This is a genomic window from Paenibacillus sp. 276b (assembly GCF_900107875.1).
Taxonomy (GTDB): domain Bacteria; phylum Bacillota; class Bacilli; order Paenibacillales; family Paenibacillaceae; genus Paenibacillus; species Paenibacillus marchantiae.
The window spans coordinates 742,248-766,736 of record NZ_FNRR01000002.1 but is presented as its reverse complement, the minus strand read 5'-3'; the positions used below and the strand labels follow the sequence as shown (position 1 = coordinate 766,736).

Sequence of the window (24,489 nt, the reverse complement as noted above, 5' to 3'; positions counted from 1 at the left end):
ATTATTTAAAATGCGCCCTTTCCTCTTGGTTAGAACTAAAAATATAGTCTGAATACTTGTTTGCAATAGGTGGAAGCTCATGCTCGGGGAAAAATTGCAGATCTTTCATCTCTTCATTATCGGATGCCAGTTGTCCAGACTTGATACTGCATCCAAATACGATCGTTAAATATTCAACCTGGTGACCATTACTGTATGTAAACCGCTGCTCTTCACCACCATAGATCCCTATCACTTTCTCCGGTTCTATGATAAGTCCTGTCTCTTCCCATGCTTCTCTTATCATCGCTTGAGCAGGTGTCTCACCGAGCTCGATTGCCCCAGCAATTAAGCCCCAGTTGGTTTCATTATGTTTACGACCGAACAAGATCTCTCCTTGTTCATTTCGGATAACCCCAGCCACACCTGGCATTCCAAGAGAATTTTAAGTTGTTAAGCTACACTATATCTTTCGGGCCCAATTTATAAGTTTTTTTCTAAACTTTCTCATTAATGATATGTTTTTTGTTCTCTTACTTATGGTTACTCCTTTTTCTTATTTTAGTTCCTAAAGAAACCTCCTAAATTTTTTCAATTTTACTGTAACATTATTTGACTTGACCCGTTGTCTAAAGAGAAGGAGGAGGAAACTTGAAATGAGGAGTGATCTATATGCCGAACTATTCAAGCAGTACCAATCCTCCCTGCATCTCTATCTATACCGTATGTGTGGATCTCAGGAGACAGCTGAGGAGTTAGTTCAAGAAACCTTTTACAGAGCCATGGTATCCATGAAAGCCGAGCATGCAAATTACGCCAGAGCCTGGCTATACAAAGTAGCTCGGCATTTATTTATTGATTGGTATCGTAAATATCGTGGAGAAATTCAAATGAATCGAGAGATGGAGCAACAAGCGACAGAAAATACATATCGTTCCCCTGAGGAAGTGCTCACAGCTCGTGAACGTACCCTTCGTATTCAACAAGTGATGAAGAAACTTCCCGAACAGTATAGGACCATTTTGGTGCTACGAGAAATGAACGAGTTATCTTATAAAGAACTTTGCGAGATTCTGGATATGAACATGAACAAGGTTAAGGTCACTCTTTTTCGCGCCAGAGAACGATTCAAAGCAGAGATGCTTCAAATGAAAGGAGACGTTTGAGAATGTCTAAAACACCACATGATGAGGAACGTGTATTTCAGGAAGAGGATTTTGAGTATCAGCGTCCTGAATGGGGTCATAAGCAGTTTAAACGAATGGTTTGGAAAACGAGATGGAAGTTTTTCCTAAATGCAGGAGGAGCTCTTTTTCTAGTATTTATGGTATATCACATCTATGTATCGTCACTCCATATCTATTTTGATCAATCAGCGGTACGTAACAATTTCATGCGGTCCATTATATCTGTTGTTGAAATGCATGGTGACGGACTTCGTGTAGAAAAAAAAATAAATGTTCAACCTTTTGAAGTAACCCCGTTTTTAACTCAAAAAGCTAATTTGAAAATATATCGACACGTAGGTTCATGGGAGGTAATCACAGGTGAAATTCAAGCTGAACTCAGTATAACCGGTAAATTCACCTATACGATTACTAATACAGGAGCGTATATGAATGGCAATAACCCAGGCCCTTTCTATCTCCCTTATTCACTAGTGGGTGGCAAATCTGATCATAATGATTCTGAGGAAAATAGTAGCCTTAAGCGGCTAGGTAAAATTGATGATGGACATGTCGCAGAGATGTCATTATCCTTGAAAAATCTAGCGTCTCCCGACCAACTGATGCAGCTTCTCTCAGATTACGATGTTGCGGTGACCGCCATGCCGATCTATTCAGGCGAATTCACCGAGCCTGGTGTTTCCTATTCACGCGCAGGAATATTCGACTATAATATTCCTCATCTTAGCCTTAAGCCTCTTTATGAATTCAATGACAATGGTGCAAGATGGTTTAATTACTTTGTATCTGACGATGCAGGACAGATGAAAGAACAGGTTCAAGCCATGATGTCTGATCTAGAATGGATGTCAAACCATATTGAGTACAGTGGTGCTGAACTGGATAAACAACGTCTTGCCTATTTAAAAAAGAATGGCGTTCAAGTATATGGCGCGGTTGTTACTGGTCCCGTACGAGAGTTAGAGAAACTTACAAAGGTCCCGGAATTCCAACATTTCCATTTGAATCGAGTAGAGATATGGAATTGGGATTAATTAAAATAACTTATCCAGTATCGACATTACGTTTCATATAAAAAAGAGATGATACCTGTTTAATCAGTGGTATTATCTCTTTTTTCTGATTTCTTTTAACATAAAATTACCTTGTGTAACGTTATTGTTGCGAGAAGCTTTAGTTTCTCTACCGCCGCCTCTGTCTCACTCTTCCTCTACAATAATGTCAGCACAGCGAACGATCAGTTCAGGCATATTTTCTCCATAAAATAAAACATGAAGTTCATATCCGTTATCAATCCGGTACAATTCCTGATACAGCCAGTAACTGCCTACAATCTCTCCTTCTTGCTTGATAATTTCGGGTGCAATCAGCGTAAGTTTATTCATATTAGTGAAGCCTCCACTGGTATCAAAACGAATGACAACTTCCTCTCCCGTTAGCAGTTCCGTCACTGTACAATCATGAAATTGAACCCGGCTACGAATTTCATCCGAAATATCCTGCGCTAAAATGGCCTCCCTGTATTCTTTCGATACGCGGTCCATCTCTCTCGTATTTTCCGCACTCTGTTTCTTTAACTGAAGCAATATTTCTCTTGTGCAATACCCAAGCGTAAACAAACGGATATCCGCAATTTGCTCAACGATGTTTTGGGGTAAACGCTCTTTCTGGCTTTGGACACTCCATTCCATCATTTCTTTATACTCTTCTTTGCATTTTCCCTCGTCAAAAGGTGGGCGGACATCATACTCCGCTATAAGCTTCTCAATATGCGCTCTTTGTTCTGGCGGCATATGATAAATCATCTTATCCTCTTCAGCTACCGCTTCCTCACTAAAAAACTGGTCAGCACGTACAAGAACCGTACCATCATGCTTCAGCATAGAACGAGGATCGATGTTATATATCTCACGTTCCACATTTACATGCGCTTTTTCTTTTCTTTTGTACAGCCTCAGAAAAAGTGCTTCGTCCAATTCGTAAGCCCCTCTATGTACCCTCATCCCAAAATGAAGTCCAGTACGCTGACACGTCTCATACCATTCTTTTGTTCGATATTTCATGAGTGATCTCTCCTATCTCGACGAATCCTTCTAGATGCTCTAACCAACGTAGAAGACTACATTAATGTTTGAAAGAACTTCTGTTTCACTTGTTTTTTATTATGTTCTGCCCAATCATTTAAGTGCTTTAAACCCTCTATCTCTTGGCTACTATCAAAGTAAAAACATAAATCCATAGGAACTAATCGCCGACCATGAAGTTTGAAACCAATCCGCTTGTAATTCATATAGATGCAGTCAACTTGAGTTGCTTCATATTTCTGGTTTTTCGTAGATATCACATAATCGCTTCCCAGAGTAATGCTTGGTTTGGTGAAAAATAAACGTTTGATAAGGATGATGATATAGATGAAAGTATAGATCATCAAAAATATTATTATGAACCTGGAAATACCGCCTTGACTAACGGAATAATTCCTGAAAAAAAAACATTCAAGAATCAGCATAACGATTAAATTCCACTTGGACCGTGGATATGTAGTCATATATTTGATAAGCTATCCCTCCTATTTCTACTTGTGAATATGATGGAATTTATATGATGAAGCTAAGCCTCTCGTTAATCATATTGCTCCACATCTCCATTAATCACCAACATTTGCGCTTAAGCGATGGTCCTTTACTTAACTCGACCAGGTTCGCCTCTTCAACACTCTGGAGAGTCAAACTCCTCCAACACCTTGAACTTATCCCCGTGAACCTTCTCAAGGTGCTCCTCCCCCCAATAGCACAAAAAGTCCAAAGCAGGTTTGAGTCCCCAACCGTAACTCGTTAACTCATATTCCACTTTTGGAGGAACCTCCGAATACACCTTTCGCTGCACGATCTCGTCCTTTTCCAAACCTCTGAGCTGCGTTGTCAGCACTTTCTGCGTGATGTCCGGTATCAACCGACGCAGCTCCGATGTACGTTTTCGCCCTGTCATCAAATGATAAATAATCAACGGCTTCCACTTTCCGCCCATCACTTCCAAGGCCGCCTCCACACCGACTTTATATTTCTTTGGAGTGCTCGTTTTTCCATGTTCCGTCAACTTTTAACCCTCCTTCATCAAGCTGTTGCCGAGGTAAAATCATAACCTTCATATTTCTCTTCGTTTCGTTATTTGAACTCCATTTCGAGGCAGTGATTCAGGGTACTTTGATGTTCCTATGGCACCTCATTCTTCCTATAGTACATCAAAGTGCGTACTTCCAGATGTTTTCATACCTGTTTATAATAGCATCAGCCAGCGATTCATGGCTACAAGACAGCAATGCAGAAAGGTAGTGAAAGATAAGATGAATGTATTAGTCGTTGTGTCGCATTCGAGAAAAGATTCCCTGACCTTCCAGGTTACCGAGCATTTCGTGCAGGGCCTTGCCGAGGCTGGTCACGATTTTGAGATATTGGATTTGCATGGCATTGGCTTCAACCCTGTTCTCCAAGGCATAGATGAACCTGACTTTACCAAGGAACATCAGGTTTTCTCCCCTGAGATAGAAGCGGAGATCGAGCGATTGAAGAAGCACGATGCTGTCGCTTTTGTGTTTCCTCTCTGGTGGTGGCATCTGCCAGCCATGCTGAAAGGGTATGTGGATCGTGTAATGAACAACGGGTTTGCCTACGGCTCGAACAAGCTTCATCATCAGCAGATGTTATGGATTGCTCTAGCAGGCGTGACGGAAGAACAGATGCAAAAGCGAAACTATGATGAATCGATCACCAATTTGCTTAATGTGGGTATTGCCAATTACTGCGGCGTGCCTCAGTCGAGCGTTGAATTTTTATATGAAACGCTGGATGCGCAGCCTGAGCATTATGAGGCACTTCTGAAACTGGCGTATCAGTTAGGATTGAATTATGCCAACGATAATCCGACTCTATGACGGTATTACGACCCCTATATAGGGTCTGAAGTTTTGTTGTAAGTTCGGTGGCTTGAAGCCTTTTTTGTGCAAATAAATCACGTTAACCATCACGCTAATCTCTCGAGTTTAAGAACAACTACTTTTTAACACGGCAAAAAGGTCGCTCCGAAGAGCGACCCTACCTTTGTGTCATTCATTATTTTACTGTCGAGAGAAGAAACTTCTCCAGCATGGTGATATCGGTGATATTATGGTTACTCAGATAGGTTGTATATGTGTAATCCATCAACTCCAGAGTTATGTTTACGTTCTTAATATCGTTCTGTAAACCTACTCATCCACCAATCCCTCTTCATTAAATATTCAACTTTGATTGGCATAATAATGTATTCTTCCGTTACTTCAATCAGCTCATTGGGACCGTTATAGATTAAATCCACATTTAAGTGAAACGGTTTAATTTTTCTACCCACTTCATCTTCAAATTCTTGAACATAACGTATAAGGTCAGGTATCCCTTCCCAGTAATTCATTGCAGCTTGCCCGCCCGCAGGCATGTACCACCACTGCCTAAAGGATGGCCATAAATGAACCAATACCTCCCTTAATTCATGTTGTTCAACTAACTCAAAGTCGGGCAGTCCTAGCACAAATGATACATGATTATTATTTTTATGCGCCTTTTGGTTAATGCTGCGATCCCAGAACCATTTCCATTGTATTTCAAGTTTTTGATGAAGTTCATCTGATTCTACCATTTGCCGGGATGGCCATAGAATATTCTCATTGATGTCCTCTTTAAGAAGGCCATACGTACTCGCTACATAGATCAAAAAGTTCAATTCAAAATCACTGGATATACAAACAGACCATGAGTTATGGTTTTGAATCATTGACATTTCTCCTTTCACCCAAAATGCATAAATTTAACGTTGATCATGCGATTTGAGAGATATTTCTTTTCCTATCTTACTGCACTCGTAAAACTCGCTTTAAAAATAAGATCATATACATATGTGTATGAATTATAATATTCAAGTGCCTGTTTTCTTTCTTCGTAAAACGACTTCAACCTCTCTTTGTCTCCAGTATCGACATAAGCGATTAACTCACGGCTTGCTTTTTTGTATGCTTCTACACTTTCTCTCGCAGGTGCAAAATCAAACGAATTAAAGTCTAGCACGGGAGTAAAGTCCTCCGGTCGGATTCCCGCATTTGATTCAGCTTCCGCTATGAACTCGTGTAATTTCGAGAAATCTACCGGCTCTTCCAGCAGCACATTGCCCAAAATGTGAACCACTTCCTGATCTATCTTGTTGAATCGAGTTGTAAAGACATGATTAAATACATGCATCTCCATCAAATTTCTGGTGTACAGAAAATAGCTATTGACCAGATGAAGCGTTGAGTTTTTATACTCTACTGAGAATCTCGCACCTTGAAGGATATTAGCCGGGATATATACTCGGCCGTCTATCATTTTCGCTTCGGCACCTGCCTGTGTTTTGAGTTCCTTTTCATTAAAAATCACGCTGATTTTCTTAGGTGCACTTGAAACGGTATGAGCCATGGAGCAGCTTAATAACGCTACAGCAAGTGTAAACATCATCATCTTTTTCACTATGTACAACTCCTCATTATGAATAGTCAGGATATACTTGCATTTTATTTTTTCATCGTACCATTTTATTCAAATAAAGGTAATGCACTACATATCCGCCACGTCTTTTTCCATACACAAAAAAGAAGCCACCTCCCTGGCCTTCCCCAGTTCAGTGACTCCTTTTTCACAACCCTATTCTAACCCTTACATTTAACTACTCCTTCACAGCCCCAACCACGATTCCCGTTACAAAATACCTTTGCAAGAAAGGATACACGAGCAGGATCGGCAGCGCACTGATAAAGATCTGTGAGGCCCGAATGGTCCGTTGGGACAGGTTCTTCACCGCTTCTGGATCAAGCTTCGACATGTCGGCCTGCACGATGATCGTCTGCATGAATGTCGCGAGTGGCAGCTTTTCTGCATCACGGATGTAGATGATCCCGTCAAAGTACGAGTTCCAATGTCCAACCATCATGAAGAGGGAAACCGTTGCAATGACAGGTACAGAGACGGGCAGATAGATTTTGATAAATGTCTGCAAGTGCCCTGCCCCATCAATAAATGCAGCTTCCTCCAGATCCTTCGGTACAGTTCGGAAGAAATTCAGCAGCAGAATAATGTTGAACACCGCAACCAATCCCGGCAGGATCAAGGCCAGCAATGTATTCATCAGTCCCAGCTTCAGAATCAGGATGTACCCCGGAATGAGACCACCGCTAAACAGCATCGTGATGACAAAATACCACAGATAGATGTTGCGTGCACGGAACACCCGCGTCTCTTTGGAGAGCGCGTAGGCTGCAATCGTATTGACGATTAACGCGAGCCCTGTTCCCAGTACCGTCCGCTCCACAGACACCCACAGGGAGGAGAGGAAATTGCTATTGGCAAACGTCTTAGCATACGCCTCCAGTGTAAAACCAATCGGCCAGAACGTCACCAGTCCAGCATTGGCAGGAGCAGATGCGCTCAGTGATACCATGAGTAAGTGATACAAAGGCAGCAAGCAGAGCAGCGAAAGGATGGTCAGTAACACATTGTTGATTATGCTGAATATGCGGTAAGGCATCGTTTTATGATACATGAGTTCGTCATCCTTTCTAGAAAATTCGGTATCCGGCGAATCGGTAAGCCAGTCGGTAGGAGATCACAATCAGGATCAAACTAATGACCGATTTGAATAGATTCACGGCGGTAGCGAAACTGAACTGCCCACTTAGCAGACCTTCTCTATACACAAACGTATCGATAATATCTCCTTGCTGGTAAATCAACGGACTATATAAGTTAAAGATCTGGTCAAAGTTGGCGTTAAGCACATTACCCAGTGCCAGGGTTGCGATTACGATCCCAATCGGAATAAGTGCCGGGATGGTAATATACATCGTTTGCTTCCAGCGTCCTGCCCCATCCACTTCAGCTGCTTCATACAGTGCAGGGTTAATGCCAGACAGTGCCGCGAGGAAGATGATCGTGTTGAAGCCAAACTCTTTCCAGACATCACTCGCAATAATCGTGAATCGGAACCAGCTGCCATCCCCCAGGAAGAAGATTGGCTTAATGCCGAATACGGAGACCAGGAACTGATTGACAATACCCGTCTGCGCCAGAATATCGATCAGAATGCCTGACAGCGTAACCCAAGACAAAAAGTGCGGCAAATATACGAGCGTTTGAATTGTTCTTTTCAGCGCCATCTTCCGTACCTCGTTGAGCAATAAGGCGAAGACAAACGGAATAATTAGGTTCATAATGATCTTGGAACAGGCAAAAAACAGCGTATTCCACGTAATTTGCAGGAAATAATCATTTTCCCACATGTATCTGAAGTGCTTCAGTCCGACCCATTCGGAATCGAAAAAACCCAGTGCAGGTTTATAGTCTTGAAATGCCATCAAAATCCCGGACATCGGAATGTATGAAAATATAAAGACCATAATGGCCGCCGGCAACACCATCAAGTGCAGAATCCATGGTTGTTTGTAGCGTTTTTTTGTTTTTCTGTTCGGCTTGCTCCCAATGTCCGCCTGAGGTACCCGGTTAGCTTCCATATTAGCCTCCATAGCGCGCTCCTGTTCCCAAAAAAAGTTTTTGTGTGTAATGGGGATCTCTGCTATAAATAGTATCAGGCATTTCTCAGGTCTGACTATATAACATTGTTAGGCTTGATAGTGTTTTGTTAGGAACATCATCTGAAGAGGTTGTTTACACAGAATTTGAAGGAGACTTTTTATGAATACATGGAAGCGCTTTATAACTCTGGGAAGAACGTCCAGATCCCGGTTTAGTCTGTTTGCCAAAATAAACTGTTTAATTGTGGTCCTGTTCATCCCCATTATTATCATGTATACCTACTCGAACAACGTCACTTATGATGTTGTAAGCAAAGAGCTACAGGTCTCCAATACGAAGCAGCTCACGTTTTTATCCAGTCAGATCGATTCACGAATCAATCAGATGATGGATTTTAGTCTTATTCTCTCTAGAGATCCCAATGTCAGAGCATTTAATGGCTTGAACATATGGAATGATCGATATGACAAGATGCAGACCCGATATGTTATTCAGGAAAAACTGATGCTTCAATCCGGTGTTACCGATATATGGCCTACCCGATACGCTGTGCATTCACAGCAGAATCAAGATGTCATTGCCAACTATAATAGAACAACCGGTTATGATGAGGATTATTTGAAAAGAAATATGAGCGGACAATGGACTTACGGTGATGGTGCCGAGTCCAAAGAGGATATGAAATCCTTTTACTGGTTCTTTACAGATTCCTTGGCCCAGCCGGGTATGTTGACGGGAAGCAATCTGGTGATTGAAGCCAGCTTCAGTTATGAGAACATTCAGAACATGCTGGATACGTATAAGGCAGGTGGACAAGGCGATCCCTTCTTTTATCACAAAGGAAATTCACCCATTCTGAATCGCAGTGCAGACAAGCAACTATCCGAGGAACTTATTCGTTATCTGGACGAGCACTCGCCAGAGGATACCACACAGGATGTCGTCAAGCTGAACGGGAAAAAGTATCTGGTTAGCTCGGTGAAATCTTCCTATCTGGATTGGCATTTGGTCGATGTGGTACCTCTCTATCAGATTCTACAGCCGATCTCGCTCAGTCGGAATTTGTTCTATCTCTTTATGATTCTGCTGTTTGTGGTGGGCATTTCCGCTTCGATCCTGTTATATCGAAACATTCAATATCCGATCAAAAAGCTGATCCAGGGCTTACGCCGTGTGCAGCGCGGAGACTATTCCGTACGTCTGCATAGCAAGGATCAGAATGAATTCTCGTTTTTGTTCCATCGATTCAATGATATGTCCCATCAGATTCAAGACCTGATCGAGAACGTGTTCCAGGAAAAGATCAGGGCCAAAGAAGCTACACTGAAACAGTTACAGGCGCAGATCAATCCTCATTTTCTGTATAATTGTCTTGGCTATATCATCAACATGGCCCAGATGAAGGACGAGCAAGCCGTCGTCTCCATGGCGCATAACCTAAGTGCCTACTACCGTTATACGACACGTGTGGAGCGGGAGACATCTTCTCTGAAGGAAGAGATCAATCTGCTCGTCAACTATTTGGATATCCAGAAGCTGCGCAATGGCAGAATTGAATACCACATCGACATCCCTGAGGATATGCTTGCACAGTCCGTACCACGATTAATGCTGCAACCGATTGTGGAGAATTCCGTCATTCACGGTGTAGCGAAGTCGTATTCATCAGGTGAAATTCGAATTACTGGCGAGAGCTCGAACGGGTTCTGCAAAATTTACATCGATGACGATGGACCCGGCTTAAGCCCGGATCAGTTGGAGGCGTTGAATCTGAAAATGCAGCAGCCGCTGCAGGAGGAAATGGGCTGTGGCCTATGGAACACGAATCAGCGAATCATGCATCTATTCGGCAATCAATCCTACCTTCTATTCGGCCCATCCCCTCTCGGCGGATTCCGAACCGAGATGATCTGGGAGATCCCCAAAGAGGATACTGATTCCGATAAAGGAAATATCGATAATAAATGATATCGATACTAACGATAATTTGAATATTTAATTTTGAACGAACCATTTACACGTGAACGCAGAGGACAGAAAAAACCTGAAGAAGCAAAGCATTCGGAAGTGCCCGCATGAAAGCCTTTCTTGAAAGAAGGCTGAATAGGGGCATAGGCTCCGCCATTATTACAATTCCACCTTTATATAAGGCCTTGTTTAAAATAAATGGTTAGAGTACATGTGAACCAAGCGAAGGATTGAAGGGATTCTGTAGAAACGAAGTGTTCGCCTTTCAAGCATCATTTTAACCTTATAATCATCTAATTCAGAAAATGGGGCTTGAACAGCGATCGAAAGAACCCTTCAAATCCGTAGCGACTTTGTTCAATTCACGTATCCTTTGATTTTAATTATTGGCCTTATATACCAACCACCAAGGGAGACAAACATCATGCAAATGATCATCGTAGACGATGAAGCACACTGGGTAGATAACCTGTCCATGACCAAACCGTGGCATACGCTGGGGATCGAACAGGTGCACAAAGCATACTCGGCGCACGAAGCACTTCAGCTGATTGATACGCACCCTATAGATATTGTAATCTCGGATATTCAAATGCCCGAAATGACAGGTATTGAACTGATCGAACGGATCAGAGTCCGTGACAAAAAAATAAAGTGTATTCTTTTATCCGGACATTCCGAATTCGATTACGCCAAAAAAGCCATCCAGTTCGAGGCCGTCGATTACTTGCTGAAGCCGCCAACAGACGATGAATTAATGGGAGCCGTTCAGAAAGCCATCGATCAATTAAACACCGAATGGGAACTCGTAAGTTCACTGAAACGAACCCAGTTCACCCTTCGAGAGAACCTACCGCATTTGCGGGGTCGACTGCTGCTTGAGGCTTTGCAAGGACATCGAATTTCCTCCAGCGAATGGGCACGAAAACTTGCCAATTACGATCTGCCCTTCCACGCCGGGGATTGCGCGTTAATGCTTGTACGTATGGAAGAAGAATTCGGGCAATATGACAACAACGATCAAACCTTGCTTGAATATGCGGTCATCAATATGGCGGAAGAGATTATGGGTGAGTTTATGGAAGTGTGGGGCGTGAAGGAGGAGCATGGATATCTGGTGTTTCTGCTTCAACTGAAAGTGAACAACACCGACATTGGCAAAGAAACCATACTGGAGAAGCTTTCGGTACAACTTCAGTCCAAAGTTAAGCAGTTCCTGAAAGGTTCCCTCTCCATCGTCATCACCGAATGGTTCGCGTTTCCCGATCAGCTATATGATCGTTTTCGGCAGGCCTCCGCTTATTTCCGGCAAATTGTCGGGGACGAGCGTGAATTCGTCATGCGGGTCAGCGACGTGGAGACTCCGTCGGCACAAGGCCCGCTGGATGTCCTGTATACCCCGCCCACTTTCATTCATCTGTTAGAGAGTGGTCAATGGGATGCGGCAGAAGAAAAAATACTAGCCGTCTGTGCGGAGCTGGATGAGAAATGGTCGGAGTCGTGGGAGCATTGTATGGAGGCTGGATTTCTAATTACGGCTTCGTTCACCAATCTCGCACACCGGAACAGGCTGACTTTAGCTAATTTAATGGGTGACGATGTCGGGTTGTTACAGAGTGGAGAAGCCTTTACTACCATCAGTAAGCTGCGCAAATGGTCGCTCAGTGTACTTGGCAAACTCAAGGAAGGCACGTCCAACGAGATCAAAGACATCCGTTCCGAGTATGTGAAGAAGATTCAGGATTTTACAGATAAAAACCTGCATCTGGATGTCTCCTTGCGTGTACTGGCCGATCATGTTAATCTGCATCCGACCCATTTGTCCAAGATCTATAAGATCGAAACGGGTGAAGGCATCAGTGATTATATCTCGCGCCTGCGCATGGATCGGGCCTGTCACAAGCTCGTTACGACCACCAAAAAAGTATATGAAATCAGCATGGAGATTGGCTATATGGACCCGGCTTATTTTATTAAAGTGTTCAAGCGCCAGTTTGGCGTCACACCGCAAGAATATAGAGACCAGAATAAATAACATAATAGAGTCCTATCGAAACTAAAAAACTCATATAGATGCCCTCCCACCCAAATTGGTACAGTTACACTGTAAAGATCATACATCGTAGGGGGATTGAACAATGATCAAATTCAAAACATGGTGGTCACTGCTCATGGTTATCGCGCTCATCACGATCACTGCGTGCGGCAGTGGCGATACAGCCAGTGACAATGGTACCAAAGATGATACACCGGCGACCGTCGGTTCAGCTGAAGCAGAAGCTGCTTTTGCCAAAGGTAAATACGACCCACCCATCGAATTCAGTTCGGTATTGATGCCGAAGAAATATGTTCAAGGGGATACCAAAGAAAATAACGTACACGATCGCTGGATGCTGGAAACGCTGGGTATGAAGCATAAAGATACCTGGTATCCGGCCAATGACGATCAATACAGACAAAAGCTTCAACTGGCTATCGCCTCTGGCGAGAAGCTGCCTGATTTCGTATCCGTACCGACCAATGCGGTATTGACCAATCAGTTGATCGACTCCGGTCAATTCATCGCCATTGATGAGTTGTTCGACAAGTACGCGAGTCAGACCCTGAAAGATCACGCAGCTGCACATCCTGAACTGTGGTATCCGTTCACCAAGGACGGCAAGAAATACAACATGCCGATCATGGAGTATACGGATAACGACGATACACTGCTCTGGCTCCGCGAGGACTGGATGGAGAAGCTGAACCTGGAAGCTCCAAAAACCATCGCAGACCTTGAGAACATCATGGACAAATTCAAAAACGAGAACCCGGACGGTCTGTCTCCAGACAAAGTATTCCCGCTGGCGATCTCGCTGAAAAATAACACCAACACCTGGATGGGTCAACTCGACTGGTTGTTCGGTGCATATGGCACAATCGAGGAGCAATGGAACAAAGACGCAAACGGCAATCTGGAGTACGGCTCCGTTAACCCGGGTGCGAAACAAGCACTTGCCAAGCTGGCTGAATGGATGAACAAAGGTTATATCCATACCGACTCCGCCCTGTGGGATGAAGGTAAATCCGCTGAGAGCTGGACCGCTGGCAAAGCGGGCATTCTGCCTGGCGCAAACTGGGTACCCGACTGGCCGGCACCTGACCTGCTGAAGAACGTACCTGGATCAAAATATAAAGCTTACCCCGTTCCGGCTGGCCCAGACGGCAAGATCGGTACGAAGTGGCAGAATTCTGGTGTCAACGCAAGTATCATGATTAACAAGGATGCGAAGCATCCAGAAGCCATCTTCCTGTACTACAACTACCTGCTCGATAACCTGGCTAACCCGGCTGCGGGAAGTGAGTATGAATACGGTTTCGCCAAAGGTTACGACTGGGATATCATTGACGGAAAACCGACCAGTGACAAAGAGAAGATCAAAGACTTCTCCAACGAATTCCCGTTCCTGACCGGCCCGGCTCGTATTCCGGATCTGTACATGAAAACACTCGTGAAGCTGGCAAACGGCGAGAAGCCTGAAACACCGTACGAGAAACAAATGGCCGAATTCCGTAAACCGGAAAACTGGTATGCAGGTAAAGTCGTTATGTCCCAGATCGACATCCGTAAACAAAACTACTTCACTGGCGCTGCCACACCAACCATGGTATCCAAATGGAACCTGCTCCGCCAGTCCGAGATGGAAACCTTCAACAAAATCATCTACGGCCAACTGCCGGTTGATGCCTTTGACCAATTCGTCGCCAACTGGAAATCCAACGGCGGAGATCAGATCACGCAAGAAGTGAATGATTGGTTTAAGTCGGTGAGCGGCAAGTAAGTTTTTGGATTTTGGAAAAGTAGAGCATCAAAAACCCGAGCCGAAGCGAGTTATTCACGCTTCGGCTGTTTTTTAGGTAGAGATTGAGGTCGCTTCCCCTGTCTTATGGGTTCGCGTTAGAGGGTTGATGAGTCTTTGTATTGCTCTCCTCCGGCGTTGACTGGCCCAGTATGGATACTGTGAGCTGAATACCATCCCTAAGCCCTTGCATGTACAACCACTCATTCTCTATTCCTTTGCTGACAATATAACGATTCTCCCATTCGATATACTCCGCTGTCTGTTCGACATCCTCTCCTCCAAACAATGCTCCGAACGCTTCGTCTGTTTCCCCACGTACACGACTAAGTTCAGGATCATATTCAATTAGAGCAGATACCTCATCCAGCCTTGCCTGAATCACTCGTTGTATCCACGGTGGAAAATCCATAGCTTCTCCTCCCCTACGCATTATGTACTCTCACTCATCATCGTACAACTCGGTTATGTCTCGCCTTCATTTCACTCACTCGTGCCACTAGTTTGTCCACCCTTCGGCTCTGTTCCTGAACCTCGGGATTGTCCCACAACGGAATCGCTTGCTTCAAGGATGCCTCTCCAAGCTGATTAAGCTTGCGCCGTTCCTCTTCCAATAAGTCAAGCAACCGGCTCATACATCCACCTCTCTGATGGGTCTAAACTACGCCATGTCTTGTTAATGCTAGATAAGAGTAGTCTTTAATGCGATTATCTTTGCCCGATGTTGAATACTAATATTTTCATCTAATCCTAATTTTAAGATAAACTATGATTGCTTTAATGCGGAAATCGAATTAAAAATAAAAAAACACCGATATAAACTTTCGGTGTCAATAATAAGATCAACTCTCAGCTTCCTATCCAACCTCACAGTCACAGCAAATTCACTGGTCTGTTAAGAAATTTCTCCCCCTCCAAGCTTCTACTCGATTCTCCATTAATCTCATCCTCAACTTTCAAATGTGTTGTATTTTTGTTTTGTTTGGTTTATGGGTTTTGTATAACGTTCCTATATTCATGAACTGCGAAGCGGTATCTGTTGGAATTCTTCCCTGAAATCCTTCCTATAGACCAAAGCTCCATCCGAGCCGCTGCTTGAATATTATGTTATATGACGTACCACTCTTCGAAGATTAGCTAAGTTATATTACATTTTTTTCAAGTGCTTTGATATTTCCTCTAAACTCCTAATTCCATATATAAAAAGAACAAAACATAATGAAAGTATGCCATAGCTTTGATTAATAATATCGGTAATTCCCTTCAAAGAGTTAGGTTCAAAAGAATGCAGTATAAAGGATGTGATGAAACAAATGAATGCAATCCAAAAAAATCTCTTATATGAATTTCTAGATGTTTTTTTATATACGGCTTCAACCCATTTAGGTGCTATTCCATTTGAATTCATATTAATACCAACTAGACACAAATCTGATGAAACAAAAAATAAAGAAGAAAGGGTCAAGAACAATAGTTGAAGCGAGGAAAAACTATATAAGCCTGATATGCTTATGAACATAAGAGCAAATAATACTAGAATAAACACCAAGCAACTATATAAAGGAAATCTCATCCAAAAAAGAACTTCTTCATTTGGGTTACTGTCGGTTTCGACTTTTATTGGTTCGGTGGTTATTTGTTTTTTTAGTGCTTTAATTAACTTCATCTGTTGCGACTGTCTCCAAAGTAAAACTGCAATTAGAAAAACTAATGCTATTACTAGATATTTCATGCCTTAATCTCCTCTGTCAATTGTGGTATGTCATATAACGTTCCTGTATTCACGACCCAAGGCTGTCGGGTGTCCGGAGTATGCCGGGCCAAGGACGGATGTCCGCAGCGTGAATATTATGTTATCGGATGCCACTTCGATTATAGGTAGTCATATTTATTTTAATTTGTTTTTTTCGTAATTTTTTCTAAAATCGTTTTCTAATTTCTTTCTGATATCATTTAGTTCAATAATTATTTCATTATGTAAATCATAAAAATCAGAACTATGAAAAACGACAAGTTCTCTATTAAAATATGATCTAAATTCTTCTTCTCCTATTAGTTTATTATTGTTTACAGAATCCATAACGTAATTTAAAACCTTCTCATAAAGCTCCTGATAGATACAAGTCAATTTTTTTTGGAAGTCCAGCATAACGTAATAAGCATCTGCATTAATTTCAGAAGAAAATTTTTTCGTTTCTCTTAATTCATTAAAAATAATGGCATCAAACTCTGTTTCTAAATTCACGAATTCAACATCATTAGCAGGATCGTTCAATTTATCAATCCCAATAGCAAACTTCATATCTATTTCATGTATTAATTCGTCTAGCATCCTTGCTTTAATTCCAAAGTCATCTAGCGTCTTATTTATTTGTTCTCTTTTGATAGCCATTAGAACTCCTACAAGTGTAAACAAACCTGATATCAATCCGCCAAAGTAACTTCCAAAAAATCCGATCCATACATTACTTGTATCAACTGTCATTAAATGATTGGGAATTATCATTAATATATTTGTAACAAAAGGAACAACACAAAATATAATTAATAAAAAAATCACTATTCTATACCATTTTGAAATAATAAAATGATAAAATTTCATATTTTTATCGCCCCTAACTTTCTTTTTGTGGTTTCAGATAACGTTCCTGTATTCACGACCCAGCGCATGCTGTGTGTCCGGCGTATGCCGGGCCAAGGTCGGATGTCCGCAGCGTGAATATTATGTTATCTGCTGTTTCTCTCTTCTTCGACTAATCAGTAAGCAAGTCTTTCAATAACCATTCATTATTGTTTCCATCTTTCGAAACAAACCAAATATGACTGTACTTTTCTGGTTTATATATTGCACTTTTGTTTTTAAGAAAATCACTCATTCCATATACAGGAGAAGCATTTCTGATTAAAAGGGCTATGGGGTAAACTGCATCGTACTTATCTATCTTTTTCTCCTTTTGCTTTAACAATTTATTAAGATTTTTTATGTAGTTTGTTGAGTCTTCTAATCCATGAAGTTCCTTATAAGATCTGCCCAATAACATCTTGGCTTCTTCTGCATCATAAAATAAGTGAGTTACTTCTATACCTATCAACTCTTCTTTTTTATTCTTCAAAATATAATCAGGGCATTCTTGTTTTTCTACTACTTTTAAATCATCTTGGCGATTGAAACTATATAAGTCTATAAATATGTGGATAGCAGCTTCTTCTAACGCAGATTTTTCATCATCATGACTCCTCATCTATTTATTCTCTCCTCCTATGTATTTGAGAAATTGCAGATAACGTTCCTGTATTCATAAACCACGAAGTGGTTGTCTGCTGAAATTCCTCTCCGAAATTCACCTCGCAGACCAAGGCTCCATAGGAGCCGCTGCTTGAATATGATGTTATGTGATGTACCGGTCTCTTGAATCAACTTACAAATGATCCCTTCTATATTTACTTATGTGCTCTTCTAATGTCTTTCTCACTTCTTCATAGGTCCTAATCACTTCCTCCAATTCGTTCTTCAACTCTTTATGTTCTTTCCAATATTCTTTTCTAACTTTGAGTACCGAACAAAATAAATCGCCTGTATACAAATCCCCTGATCTTAATGGGTTCTGTACTAATCTTTCCAAGGCTAGAGGTAAAAGAATAGTAAGACTCATTTGTTGTCCAATCAATAGTCTTAAATTTTCATCGTTCAATTCTCCAAGAGTTTTCTTTCTTAATTTATGTACTTGAATCACTAATGAAGAAGCAAAATTCGGTTCGCCCCAATATTCATCTTCAAGCTCTTCAAGGGTTTTGGTTAGATCTACTTGACACATGGTTTCACCCTCTTGAATAAATGGTTTACGGTATTTCACATAACGTTTCTGTATTCACGACCCAACGCATGTCGGGTATCCGGCATCTGCCGGATCAAGGGCGTATGCCCGTAGCTTGAATATTATGTTAGTCGATGCCTCAATGAATTACTTAACAAAATCTTTCAAGTAGTGTTTACTTACCTTGTTAGAAAAATCAAGGAAGGTTTCTATAGAATCTTTAATACTTATTATTATTTCTGATATGGGCAACTCTTCTTCTAATTTGATTTCATTAGAAGAAAATAAGGAATTTAATAAAATTGTATTTCTTACGTGCTCTGCAAACAAAAACCTTTGATCTTTCTCTTCGTAAAATATAATTTCATTACTTAACGCTTCTAATGCTTCTGACAGCTCGTTCCTTTGAGGTTTAGAGTAATGATACGTTATATTTCTTGTGTTTGAAAATTTCTTTAACAAATCTGCTTTTTCACCGTTTCTAAATAGCAATTTAAGACTCATATACATCTGGATCAAATGCTTCGGTAAAGAATCAATATATGCCTTTATTTGTATTGATTTTTCAGATTCCTCTAGATAGAAAATAGCTTCTCTTAGGGAAGAAATGAGAATTTTAAGGATAGACGGCGCTTCTGATATCAAGTTCGAAATCACATCTGAGGTTTGGAATAATTTCTTCTTTAGAAAGATAAAGTCATTATGTATTACCGCTAAACCAACTATCCACTTAGCAACATCATTATCACATGGAAATACATCTTTCATGCGGATAATACCAAACTTCATTATGTATCCCCCTTATTATTATCTACTACGAGGTTTCGCTTAACGTTTTTTTATTCATGAACACTGAAGGAGTTGTCTGCTGAAATGCCTCTTCGAAATTCATCTTGCAGACCAAGGCTCCAACGGAGCCACTGCTTGAAAATTATGTTACACGAAGTACTTGACTTCTTCGATTTGCTTTCAAATTTTCATTTTATGTACTTGTACTTCCATTAAAATAGATTCACTTCTTTCTTTTGTTACTCTCTTAAAACCACACCGGTTGTAATATCTTGATAGTCTACTTGAACTGTTAAAGTCTAACTGAGATTCTGAAAGCTTTGACTGCATTGGCTTAGCAATCAAAAAAACGATACCTTGAGCATTTCTTAACAAATACTTGAATGTATGGTTAATCAATTTTCTTCCGATCTCTTCTCCTCTAAAATTAGGGTGAACATCTAATCTCCGTATATAGTATAAACTTCCAAAATCAAAATGTTCATCGTAAACATCTTCATCAACTATTTGATCTGCCCTTGCACCAATTATCGCGTGATCCCCATCTAGAACATCTAACCAATTAAACCATGATGTTTCCATCTCCTCTTTCCAATCATCTGGAAATTCAGTAATGTCTAAACTTGCAATTATTATTTGATTATCTTCTACATAGTATTTAGCTTTAATTTGTTTCTCAACCTCTTCGGTTAAAGAATATTCCGATTCAATAAGATCAAGTGGATATACAAGTTTTATAGAGTGATATATTGGAGTATATTCATCAAGCTTTATCTCTGGGAATTCAAACAGCCTCCCATATGTCTCCAATGTAACTTGAGGTGAAATTTCAATTTGCATTACTCCGTTTTCAAAAGTTTCAAATTCAATAAACATATCGTAGTAATCTCCTTTTTTTCAAGTATTTCGTGTAACGTTCCTGTATTCACGATGTTCAACGTAGTTGAATGTGTCTGATGAATCCGCTTCCATTGATTGCTTCAAACAGACCAAGGCTCCCTAAGGAGCCGCAGCGTGAATATTATGTTATACGACGGAATTGCTTCTTGAATTGCCCTTCACAATATGATTTTCTTATTCTGTGTATTTTTTTAAATCATAACCGATCAAAGTAGATTCTATAATTTCATAATTCTCTAATTTTTCGATTGAATATCTAATTTCATCTTCAGAAAACTTTTCTCTCTTTTCCTTTGACCATTTATGAAACTCTATTATAATTTCATCAAGATCTATTCCAGGATTATTTTGGATGATAAATGTAACTGTCGATAGGCACTCCAGCTCATGATCAGTAGTAATCTCATTAACAAAACTTGTTGCTTTATTAATCGCATCTTCGAAAAAAGATAATTTATCTTCTACCTTTTTACTTACTAACTTATTCTTTAAGATAGTATAGGCTTCTTTAGTATTTTTCACCTCATAATAATCTTGGTACGCTTTTATATTTTTACTTATTATAGCTATTGAGTTATCATAGGGTCCAAACTTATATTTCTTGAACTTAAAATAATTTTGTCCACTAAATATGTTTAGAAAGTAAGCTGATTTTTGAAGTCTGATTGTATTGAATTTAGTTAAATGTAATTTTATATCCATTAATACTAACGCAGATGGATTTAAAATTGGTTCATTCGTTGGTTTGGTTTTATAGTTTTTTGATGGCTCATAAATAATAAAATCAACGCTGTTAGATAAGATGTTGATTTTATTCTCAATTATAAGCTTCACTTCTGACCACAGTAAACCACCGTTTCCACTCCCCAATGGAGGTATGGCTACACTTGAAATATTTAAAGTGGTAATCAAATTCAGCAACTCATCTAATCCACTTGTAATGTACTCAATTTTAGATTTTTCTCTCCATTTATCTTTTGTAGGAAAATTAATTATAATTTTTTCATTTTCCTTAAAATGGTGAAGCTTCCCTACAGTCAATTTACCTGTTTTGCAAGCTTTGATGTAATCTTTATTGTTATTTGGAAACTTCATCTTGAATTGATAAGCAATTCCTTTTCCCATATATCCTTCACAGTTAACTGTATTAACCAAAGCTTCAGCTTTGGATTCAAGCAAGTCACCTGTAGTATAGGTTATCATGGCGCTTCTCTCCTTATAACCACTTTCAATTTCACGCCTTGCACCAAGGCTGTACACTAACAAAAGGTGGTTTTTTTGTTATGCCTGCATCTTTTAATTTTTGCTCTACTATTTTTTTTGTATCTTTATCTTTCACGCAAATTTGAAGAAAATCTTTTGCTTCAATTCTTTGAACCGATAAACATTCAGCCATTTTTACGTGTTTCGTATAGTCAAGTTTACAGCCCTTTTTCTCCATTGTATCCCAATCTATCTTATTAAAACCTTCATTATAATCATCGTAAAGCTCAACGCCTTTAGCTAAAGGGTGCATTGTTAAGATTTTAAAATCATTCTTTTTAGCAAATTCCCTTTGTAGGGTTATGTATATAAATTCATCTTTGCTATAGGTCTTCTTGACTATAACATCAAAAGCCGAATGTGGGTGAAAGTGAAAAGGTACTAAAGAATCTAACTCCATTTCTTCTCTTTCTTTTATTATATCACTATCAGCTACATCACAAAAATCCTCTTGATCGCCTAATAGTTCCGCTCTTGATCTAAGTCCATTTTCCAGTATCGAATCCAAATTGTCTAATTTAGTAAGGTGATAAATTAGCTTTCCTAATTTAATTTTGTTATCGACCAACGTCTTCTCTCCTCACAAATCTTTTATGTGCAAATAATAATGAAATCACAGAGTCATACCCTAAAATTGATCTCTAGGACAAGCTTATTAAATCTAAAGCAGTGTTATTATCCCTCATCACTATCAATTTTCATAGGTTTATATTCAATTAAATCTGACAATTTACAATTGAATGTGTCACATAACTTGAATAATGTTTCCAGCTTTGTTGTTTCGATATTAATTTCCTTATACAACTTGTTGATTGAATTCCGACTTAAGCCGGATCTCACCATCAATTCTGTTATATCATCTATTCGATGTTCTGCCATGAGTTCTCGTATATTGCACTTGATTACTTTCATCTTTTCCCCTCCATAGTTCTATCTTATCTTCCACATTAGTAATCATCAATGAAAAGCGAAGTTTTAACTCTACAAAGTCAAATATTCACCTTGTAATTAACTTTATGAGGTTATATAATGACTCTATAGAGTTAATCAAAGGAGGAATAGGATATGGTTAATACATTAGAATCGCTAACAGAACCACTTATAAGAATACGTCTAGAATTACTCTTTACTGAGCTTTTGGAGTGTCATGCGGAATACACTCAGCTTTCTTCTGAGGCAGATCAATACTTTAATACACTTCGTGATGCTTTGCCCGATCAACTTCAACATACGGTTTTTCTTTACGAAGACGCTCAAATTTCTCTTCAATCCATCTTAGAAAGAAGTATCTACATACAAGGTTTCAAAGACGCTCTACAACTCTTTAGTGAATTGCAAAACTCTAGCATTTAGAGGATCATATAATCCTTCTTTTCTATTGTTTTTGATTCTGTCTTTTAACGTCTCTTTATTCACGAGCCAGCCAGCGTAACTAGATGGCTGGCAAATGCCTGATCGAGGACTTATACCCACAGTGTGAATATAACTTTATACGACGTGATCGCTCCTTGTTGTATTTTCCACATTAAGATTCTATTTTCTCTTCTTGGACTTCTTTGTCCACCGTAGCTATACTATTCCCCATAGTATCAAAAATTTCATAGCTTTGATTTTGTAAAACCTTAGTAAAAAGTTCGACAGCTTCCTGTGAATAACGATGGTTTGCAGCCCTTCCGCGTCCCTGTTCTCTATCAACATGATATCTATTAGTTTCTTGTTTAATCTTGTATCCTGTTTCTCCTTCAATTCTCTTTATAATTGGGTCTAAATACTACCATCTTTCTAAACCCATTTCAATCGCTACATCATTTAAAGAATACGGGTACTGCAAGAGCAACTGCTCTGGATTAGTTAAATTCCCTAAACCTGCTACATTTATTTTTTCAATATCTTTCATATCTTCAATGGCCTTAAAACCTAGTTGATTAGCAAGTTTATTAATATCAGTAATTGTCCTAAAATCGATTCTATCAACTGCCAAGTTAGTAACTGTTTTACTTTTAACAATATTATAAATGTTGTTTTCTAACTCTCTAATTATATCTACTGGTTCGTCTATATTTTGTTGCAAGCTTCTAAAAATCTCTGTAAAAGAGTTAACAACCAAATAATTTATTCTTATTGTTTTTCCATTTCCTAAATCAACAACTTTATCAGTTGATGGTTTCGAATGGCTTAGTATATTATTTTCTTGCCATTCTATAAACCAGATATTACTTACCGGCTCATCATCATCAGATCTGATAATTTCAGAAACATCGGAGAGAATAGATTTCACATTTTCGTCAGCAAGAGCATAGCCTAAAAAAATTATTGGGTACTCCATGAAGTATGTTAATAACTTAGCAATTAAGTATTTCTGTTTCTCCATAAATATACTGTAATCTTCGCTTGACACTACAATTTCGGACGGTTGTGTCACGCAGCCATGTATCTTTAGTAAGTGTCCATAGTTTGTAGACTCTCTGGCTCTAATGACTTGTTGTCCAATAATAGGGTTATGCTTAGGGAAAATTTCTTCCATTAGTAAATCGTAATTTGTGGTTATAACTGCATGTGGAGTAATTTTCATTAAAGCATCTAATTCATCACTATATTGATGTCCTACTGTAGAAAACCCTTTGACTAATGATGTTAAATGTTCAGCAATTCTATATTTTAAAAAGATACTTCTTGAATAATTCGTACCATATAATTCTCTCGGAAAAACACTTTCTGAGTATTTTTGCCAAGCATAGTCATAATATTCGTTAACAATTAGAGAACCAACCTGCGGCAGGTTATCCATCTTTTCTTGAGTGTAGTACCCAATGGGATATATTTTATTAGGATTTGCCTCAATAAGATACTCAAGCAAGCCAATCCAGTTAGGAGAATTTATATACCTTCTTGAGATTCCTGCACCAACAAAAAGTATAGGTCGACTATTACTATCATTAAGAAGTGTACTAATTTTATAAAGAGAATCCTTTAAATATTCATCATAGCTATTCAATCAAATGACCTTCTCTCAATTGATGATGTTTGATATAGATTTTTCATTTAGTTCTGTCGTATAACGTTCCTGTATCCACGATGTCCTACCGACTATAGCCCCCCAGGGGCGGCCGCGATTAGTCGGTGCGGATGTGTCCGCCTGATTCAACTTCCCTGTCAA

Annotated in this window: 26 protein-coding genes; 7 read left to right on the top strand and 19 right to left on the bottom strand. The window is 39.7% G+C overall.

Features of this window, described 5'->3' with window-relative positions; translation table 11 throughout:
• Position 1: 1 nt before the first annotated feature.
• Positions 2-412 carry an NUDIX domain-containing protein gene (locus tag BLV50_RS14355; protein ID WP_090808400.1) on the bottom strand — a complete coding sequence of 137 codons (411 nt, stop codon included), beginning with the start codon at positions 410-412 and terminating at the stop codon, positions 2-4.
• A 223-nt stretch (positions 413-635) separates the two neighbouring features.
• Here BLV50_RS14355 and BLV50_RS14350 point away from each other — a divergent pair, with 223 nt between their 5' ends.
• Together BLV50_RS14350 and BLV50_RS14345 are read left to right on the top strand one after the other, a co-directional pair.
• Positions 636-1,145: an RNA polymerase sigma factor gene (locus BLV50_RS14350; RefSeq protein WP_063564047.1), complete on the top strand. Its 510-nt coding sequence runs from the start codon at positions 636-638 to the stop codon at positions 1,143-1,145.
• 2 nt (positions 1,146-1,147) lie between these two features.
• Positions 1,148-2,200 (top strand): anti sigma factor C-terminal domain-containing protein, encoded by a 1,053-nt coding sequence (locus BLV50_RS14345; protein WP_090808398.1) that lies wholly within the window; start codon positions 1,148-1,150, stop codon positions 2,198-2,200.
• 165 nt (positions 2,201-2,365) lie between these two features.
• Here the strand turns inward: BLV50_RS14345 and BLV50_RS14340 are convergent, their stop codons facing one another.
• Positions 2,366-3,229 (bottom strand): DUF4085 family protein, encoded by an 864-nt coding sequence (locus BLV50_RS14340; protein ID WP_063564046.1) that lies wholly within the window; start codon positions 3,227-3,229, stop codon positions 2,366-2,368.
• A gap of 646 nt (positions 3,230-3,875) precedes the next feature.
• Positions 3,876-4,193 carry a winged helix-turn-helix transcriptional regulator gene (locus tag BLV50_RS14330; RefSeq protein WP_176854745.1) on the bottom strand — a complete coding sequence of 106 codons (318 nt, stop codon included), beginning with the start codon at positions 4,191-4,193 and terminating at the stop codon, positions 3,876-3,878.
• A gap of 316 nt (positions 4,194-4,509) precedes the next feature.
• On the opposite strand from BLV50_RS14330, the gene BLV50_RS14325 reads away from it, so the two are divergent.
• Entirely contained in the window at positions 4,510-5,097 is a 588-nt protein-coding gene (locus BLV50_RS14325; RefSeq protein ID WP_063564043.1) for an NAD(P)H oxidoreductase, read from the top strand.
• Between the two features lie 293 nt (positions 5,098-5,390).
• Here BLV50_RS14325 and BLV50_RS14320 read toward each other — a convergent pair whose 3' ends face one another.
• The 4 genes from BLV50_RS14320 to BLV50_RS14305 all read right to left on the bottom strand — a co-directional run bounded on the left by BLV50_RS14320 (position 5,391) and on the right by BLV50_RS14305 (position 8,643).
• Entirely contained in the window at positions 5,391-5,972 is a 582-nt protein-coding gene (locus tag BLV50_RS14320; RefSeq protein WP_063564042.1) for a hypothetical protein, read from the bottom strand.
• Positions 5,973-6,043: 71 nt separating this feature from the next.
• Complete coding sequence (locus BLV50_RS14315; RefSeq protein WP_063564041.1) at positions 6,044-6,700, bottom strand: hypothetical protein; 657 nt, start codon at positions 6,698-6,700, stop codon at positions 6,044-6,046.
• A gap of 196 nt (positions 6,701-6,896) precedes the next feature.
• Positions 6,897-7,769: a carbohydrate ABC transporter permease gene (locus BLV50_RS14310; protein WP_064639786.1), complete on the bottom strand. Its 873-nt coding sequence runs from the start codon at positions 7,767-7,769 to the stop codon at positions 6,897-6,899.
• A gap of 16 nt (positions 7,770-7,785) precedes the next feature.
• On the bottom strand, positions 7,786-8,643 hold the full coding sequence (locus BLV50_RS14305) for an ABC transporter permease (protein WP_371129260.1): 858 nt from the start codon (positions 8,641-8,643) through the stop codon (positions 7,786-7,788).
• 274 nt (positions 8,644-8,917) lie between these two features.
• On the opposite strand from BLV50_RS14305, the gene BLV50_RS14300 reads away from it, so the two are divergent.
• The 3 genes from BLV50_RS14300 to BLV50_RS14290 all read left to right on the top strand — a co-directional run bounded on the left by BLV50_RS14300 (position 8,918) and on the right by BLV50_RS14290 (position 14,547).
• Positions 8,918-10,726: a sensor histidine kinase gene (locus tag BLV50_RS14300; RefSeq protein ID WP_090808395.1), complete on the top strand. Its 1,809-nt coding sequence runs from the start codon at positions 8,918-8,920 to the stop codon at positions 10,724-10,726.
• 424 nt (positions 10,727-11,150) lie between these two features.
• On the top strand, positions 11,151-12,761 hold the full coding sequence (locus BLV50_RS14295; RefSeq protein WP_090808393.1) for a response regulator transcription factor: 1,611 nt from the start codon (positions 11,151-11,153) through the stop codon (positions 12,759-12,761).
• Positions 12,762-12,864: 103 nt separating this feature from the next.
• Positions 12,865-14,547: a type 2 periplasmic-binding domain-containing protein gene (locus tag BLV50_RS14290; RefSeq protein WP_090808391.1), complete on the top strand. Its 1,683-nt coding sequence runs from the start codon at positions 12,865-12,867 to the stop codon at positions 14,545-14,547.
• A gap of 103 nt (positions 14,548-14,650) precedes the next feature.
• Here BLV50_RS14290 and BLV50_RS14285 read toward each other — a convergent pair whose 3' ends face one another.
• The 11 genes from BLV50_RS14285 to BLV50_RS14235 all read right to left on the bottom strand — a co-directional run bounded on the left by BLV50_RS14285 (position 14,651) and on the right by BLV50_RS14235 (position 22,244).
• Positions 14,651-14,977: a hypothetical protein gene (locus BLV50_RS14285; protein ID WP_090808389.1), complete on the bottom strand. Its 327-nt coding sequence runs from the start codon at positions 14,975-14,977 to the stop codon at positions 14,651-14,653.
• A 37-nt stretch (positions 14,978-15,014) separates the two neighbouring features.
• The gene (locus BLV50_RS14280; protein ID WP_090808387.1) at positions 15,015-15,200 is read right to left on the bottom strand and encodes a hypothetical protein; all 186 of its coding nucleotides are present in this window, start codon (positions 15,198-15,200) and stop codon (positions 15,015-15,017) included.
• A gap of 512 nt (positions 15,201-15,712) precedes the next feature.
• Positions 15,713-16,297 (bottom strand): hypothetical protein, encoded by a 585-nt coding sequence (locus BLV50_RS14275; protein WP_090808385.1) that lies wholly within the window; start codon positions 16,295-16,297, stop codon positions 15,713-15,715.
• Between the two features lie 156 nt (positions 16,298-16,453).
• Positions 16,454-17,167, bottom strand: coding sequence for a hypothetical protein (locus BLV50_RS14270; protein ID WP_090808384.1), 714 nt, complete (start codon positions 17,165-17,167; stop codon positions 16,454-16,456).
• Between the two features lie 151 nt (positions 17,168-17,318).
• A complete protein-coding gene (locus BLV50_RS14265) occupies positions 17,319-17,807 on the bottom strand; it encodes a hypothetical protein (protein WP_090808382.1) in 489 nt (162 codons plus the stop codon).
• A gap of 177 nt (positions 17,808-17,984) precedes the next feature.
• Positions 17,985-18,419, bottom strand: a complete 435-nt coding sequence (locus BLV50_RS14260; protein ID WP_218135397.1) for a contact-dependent growth inhibition system immunity protein — start codon at positions 18,417-18,419, stop codon at positions 17,985-17,987.
• Between the two features lie 108 nt (positions 18,420-18,527).
• Positions 18,528-19,169: a hypothetical protein gene (locus BLV50_RS14255; RefSeq protein ID WP_090808378.1), complete on the bottom strand. Its 642-nt coding sequence runs from the start codon at positions 19,167-19,169 to the stop codon at positions 18,528-18,530.
• 180 nt (positions 19,170-19,349) lie between these two features.
• Positions 19,350-20,045, bottom strand: coding sequence for a GNAT family N-acetyltransferase (locus BLV50_RS14250; protein ID WP_090808377.1), 696 nt, complete (start codon positions 20,043-20,045; stop codon positions 19,350-19,352).
• 198 nt (positions 20,046-20,243) lie between these two features.
• The gene (locus BLV50_RS14245; protein WP_090808375.1) at positions 20,244-21,272 is read right to left on the bottom strand and encodes a type II toxin-antitoxin system antitoxin DNA ADP-ribosyl glycohydrolase DarG; all 1,029 of its coding nucleotides are present in this window, start codon (positions 21,270-21,272) and stop codon (positions 20,244-20,246) included.
• Positions 21,273-21,303: 31 nt separating this feature from the next.
• Positions 21,304-21,900: a DarT ssDNA thymidine ADP-ribosyltransferase family protein gene (locus BLV50_RS14240; protein WP_090808373.1), complete on the bottom strand. Its 597-nt coding sequence runs from the start codon at positions 21,898-21,900 to the stop codon at positions 21,304-21,306.
• Between the two features lie 107 nt (positions 21,901-22,007).
• The gene (locus BLV50_RS14235) at positions 22,008-22,244 is read right to left on the bottom strand and encodes a helix-turn-helix domain-containing protein (protein WP_090808371.1); all 237 of its coding nucleotides are present in this window, start codon (positions 22,242-22,244) and stop codon (positions 22,008-22,010) included.
• A 153-nt stretch (positions 22,245-22,397) separates the two neighbouring features.
• On the opposite strand from BLV50_RS14235, the gene BLV50_RS14230 reads away from it, so the two are divergent.
• Positions 22,398-22,685 (top strand): DUF6809 family protein, encoded by a 288-nt coding sequence (locus BLV50_RS14230; protein WP_090808369.1) that lies wholly within the window; start codon positions 22,398-22,400, stop codon positions 22,683-22,685.
• 418 nt (positions 22,686-23,103) lie between these two features.
• Here BLV50_RS14230 and BLV50_RS14225 read toward each other — a convergent pair whose 3' ends face one another.
• Complete coding sequence (locus BLV50_RS14225; protein WP_090808367.1) at positions 23,104-24,327, bottom strand: SIR2 family protein; 1,224 nt, start codon at positions 24,325-24,327, stop codon at positions 23,104-23,106.
• Positions 24,328-24,489: the final 162 nt, after the last annotated feature.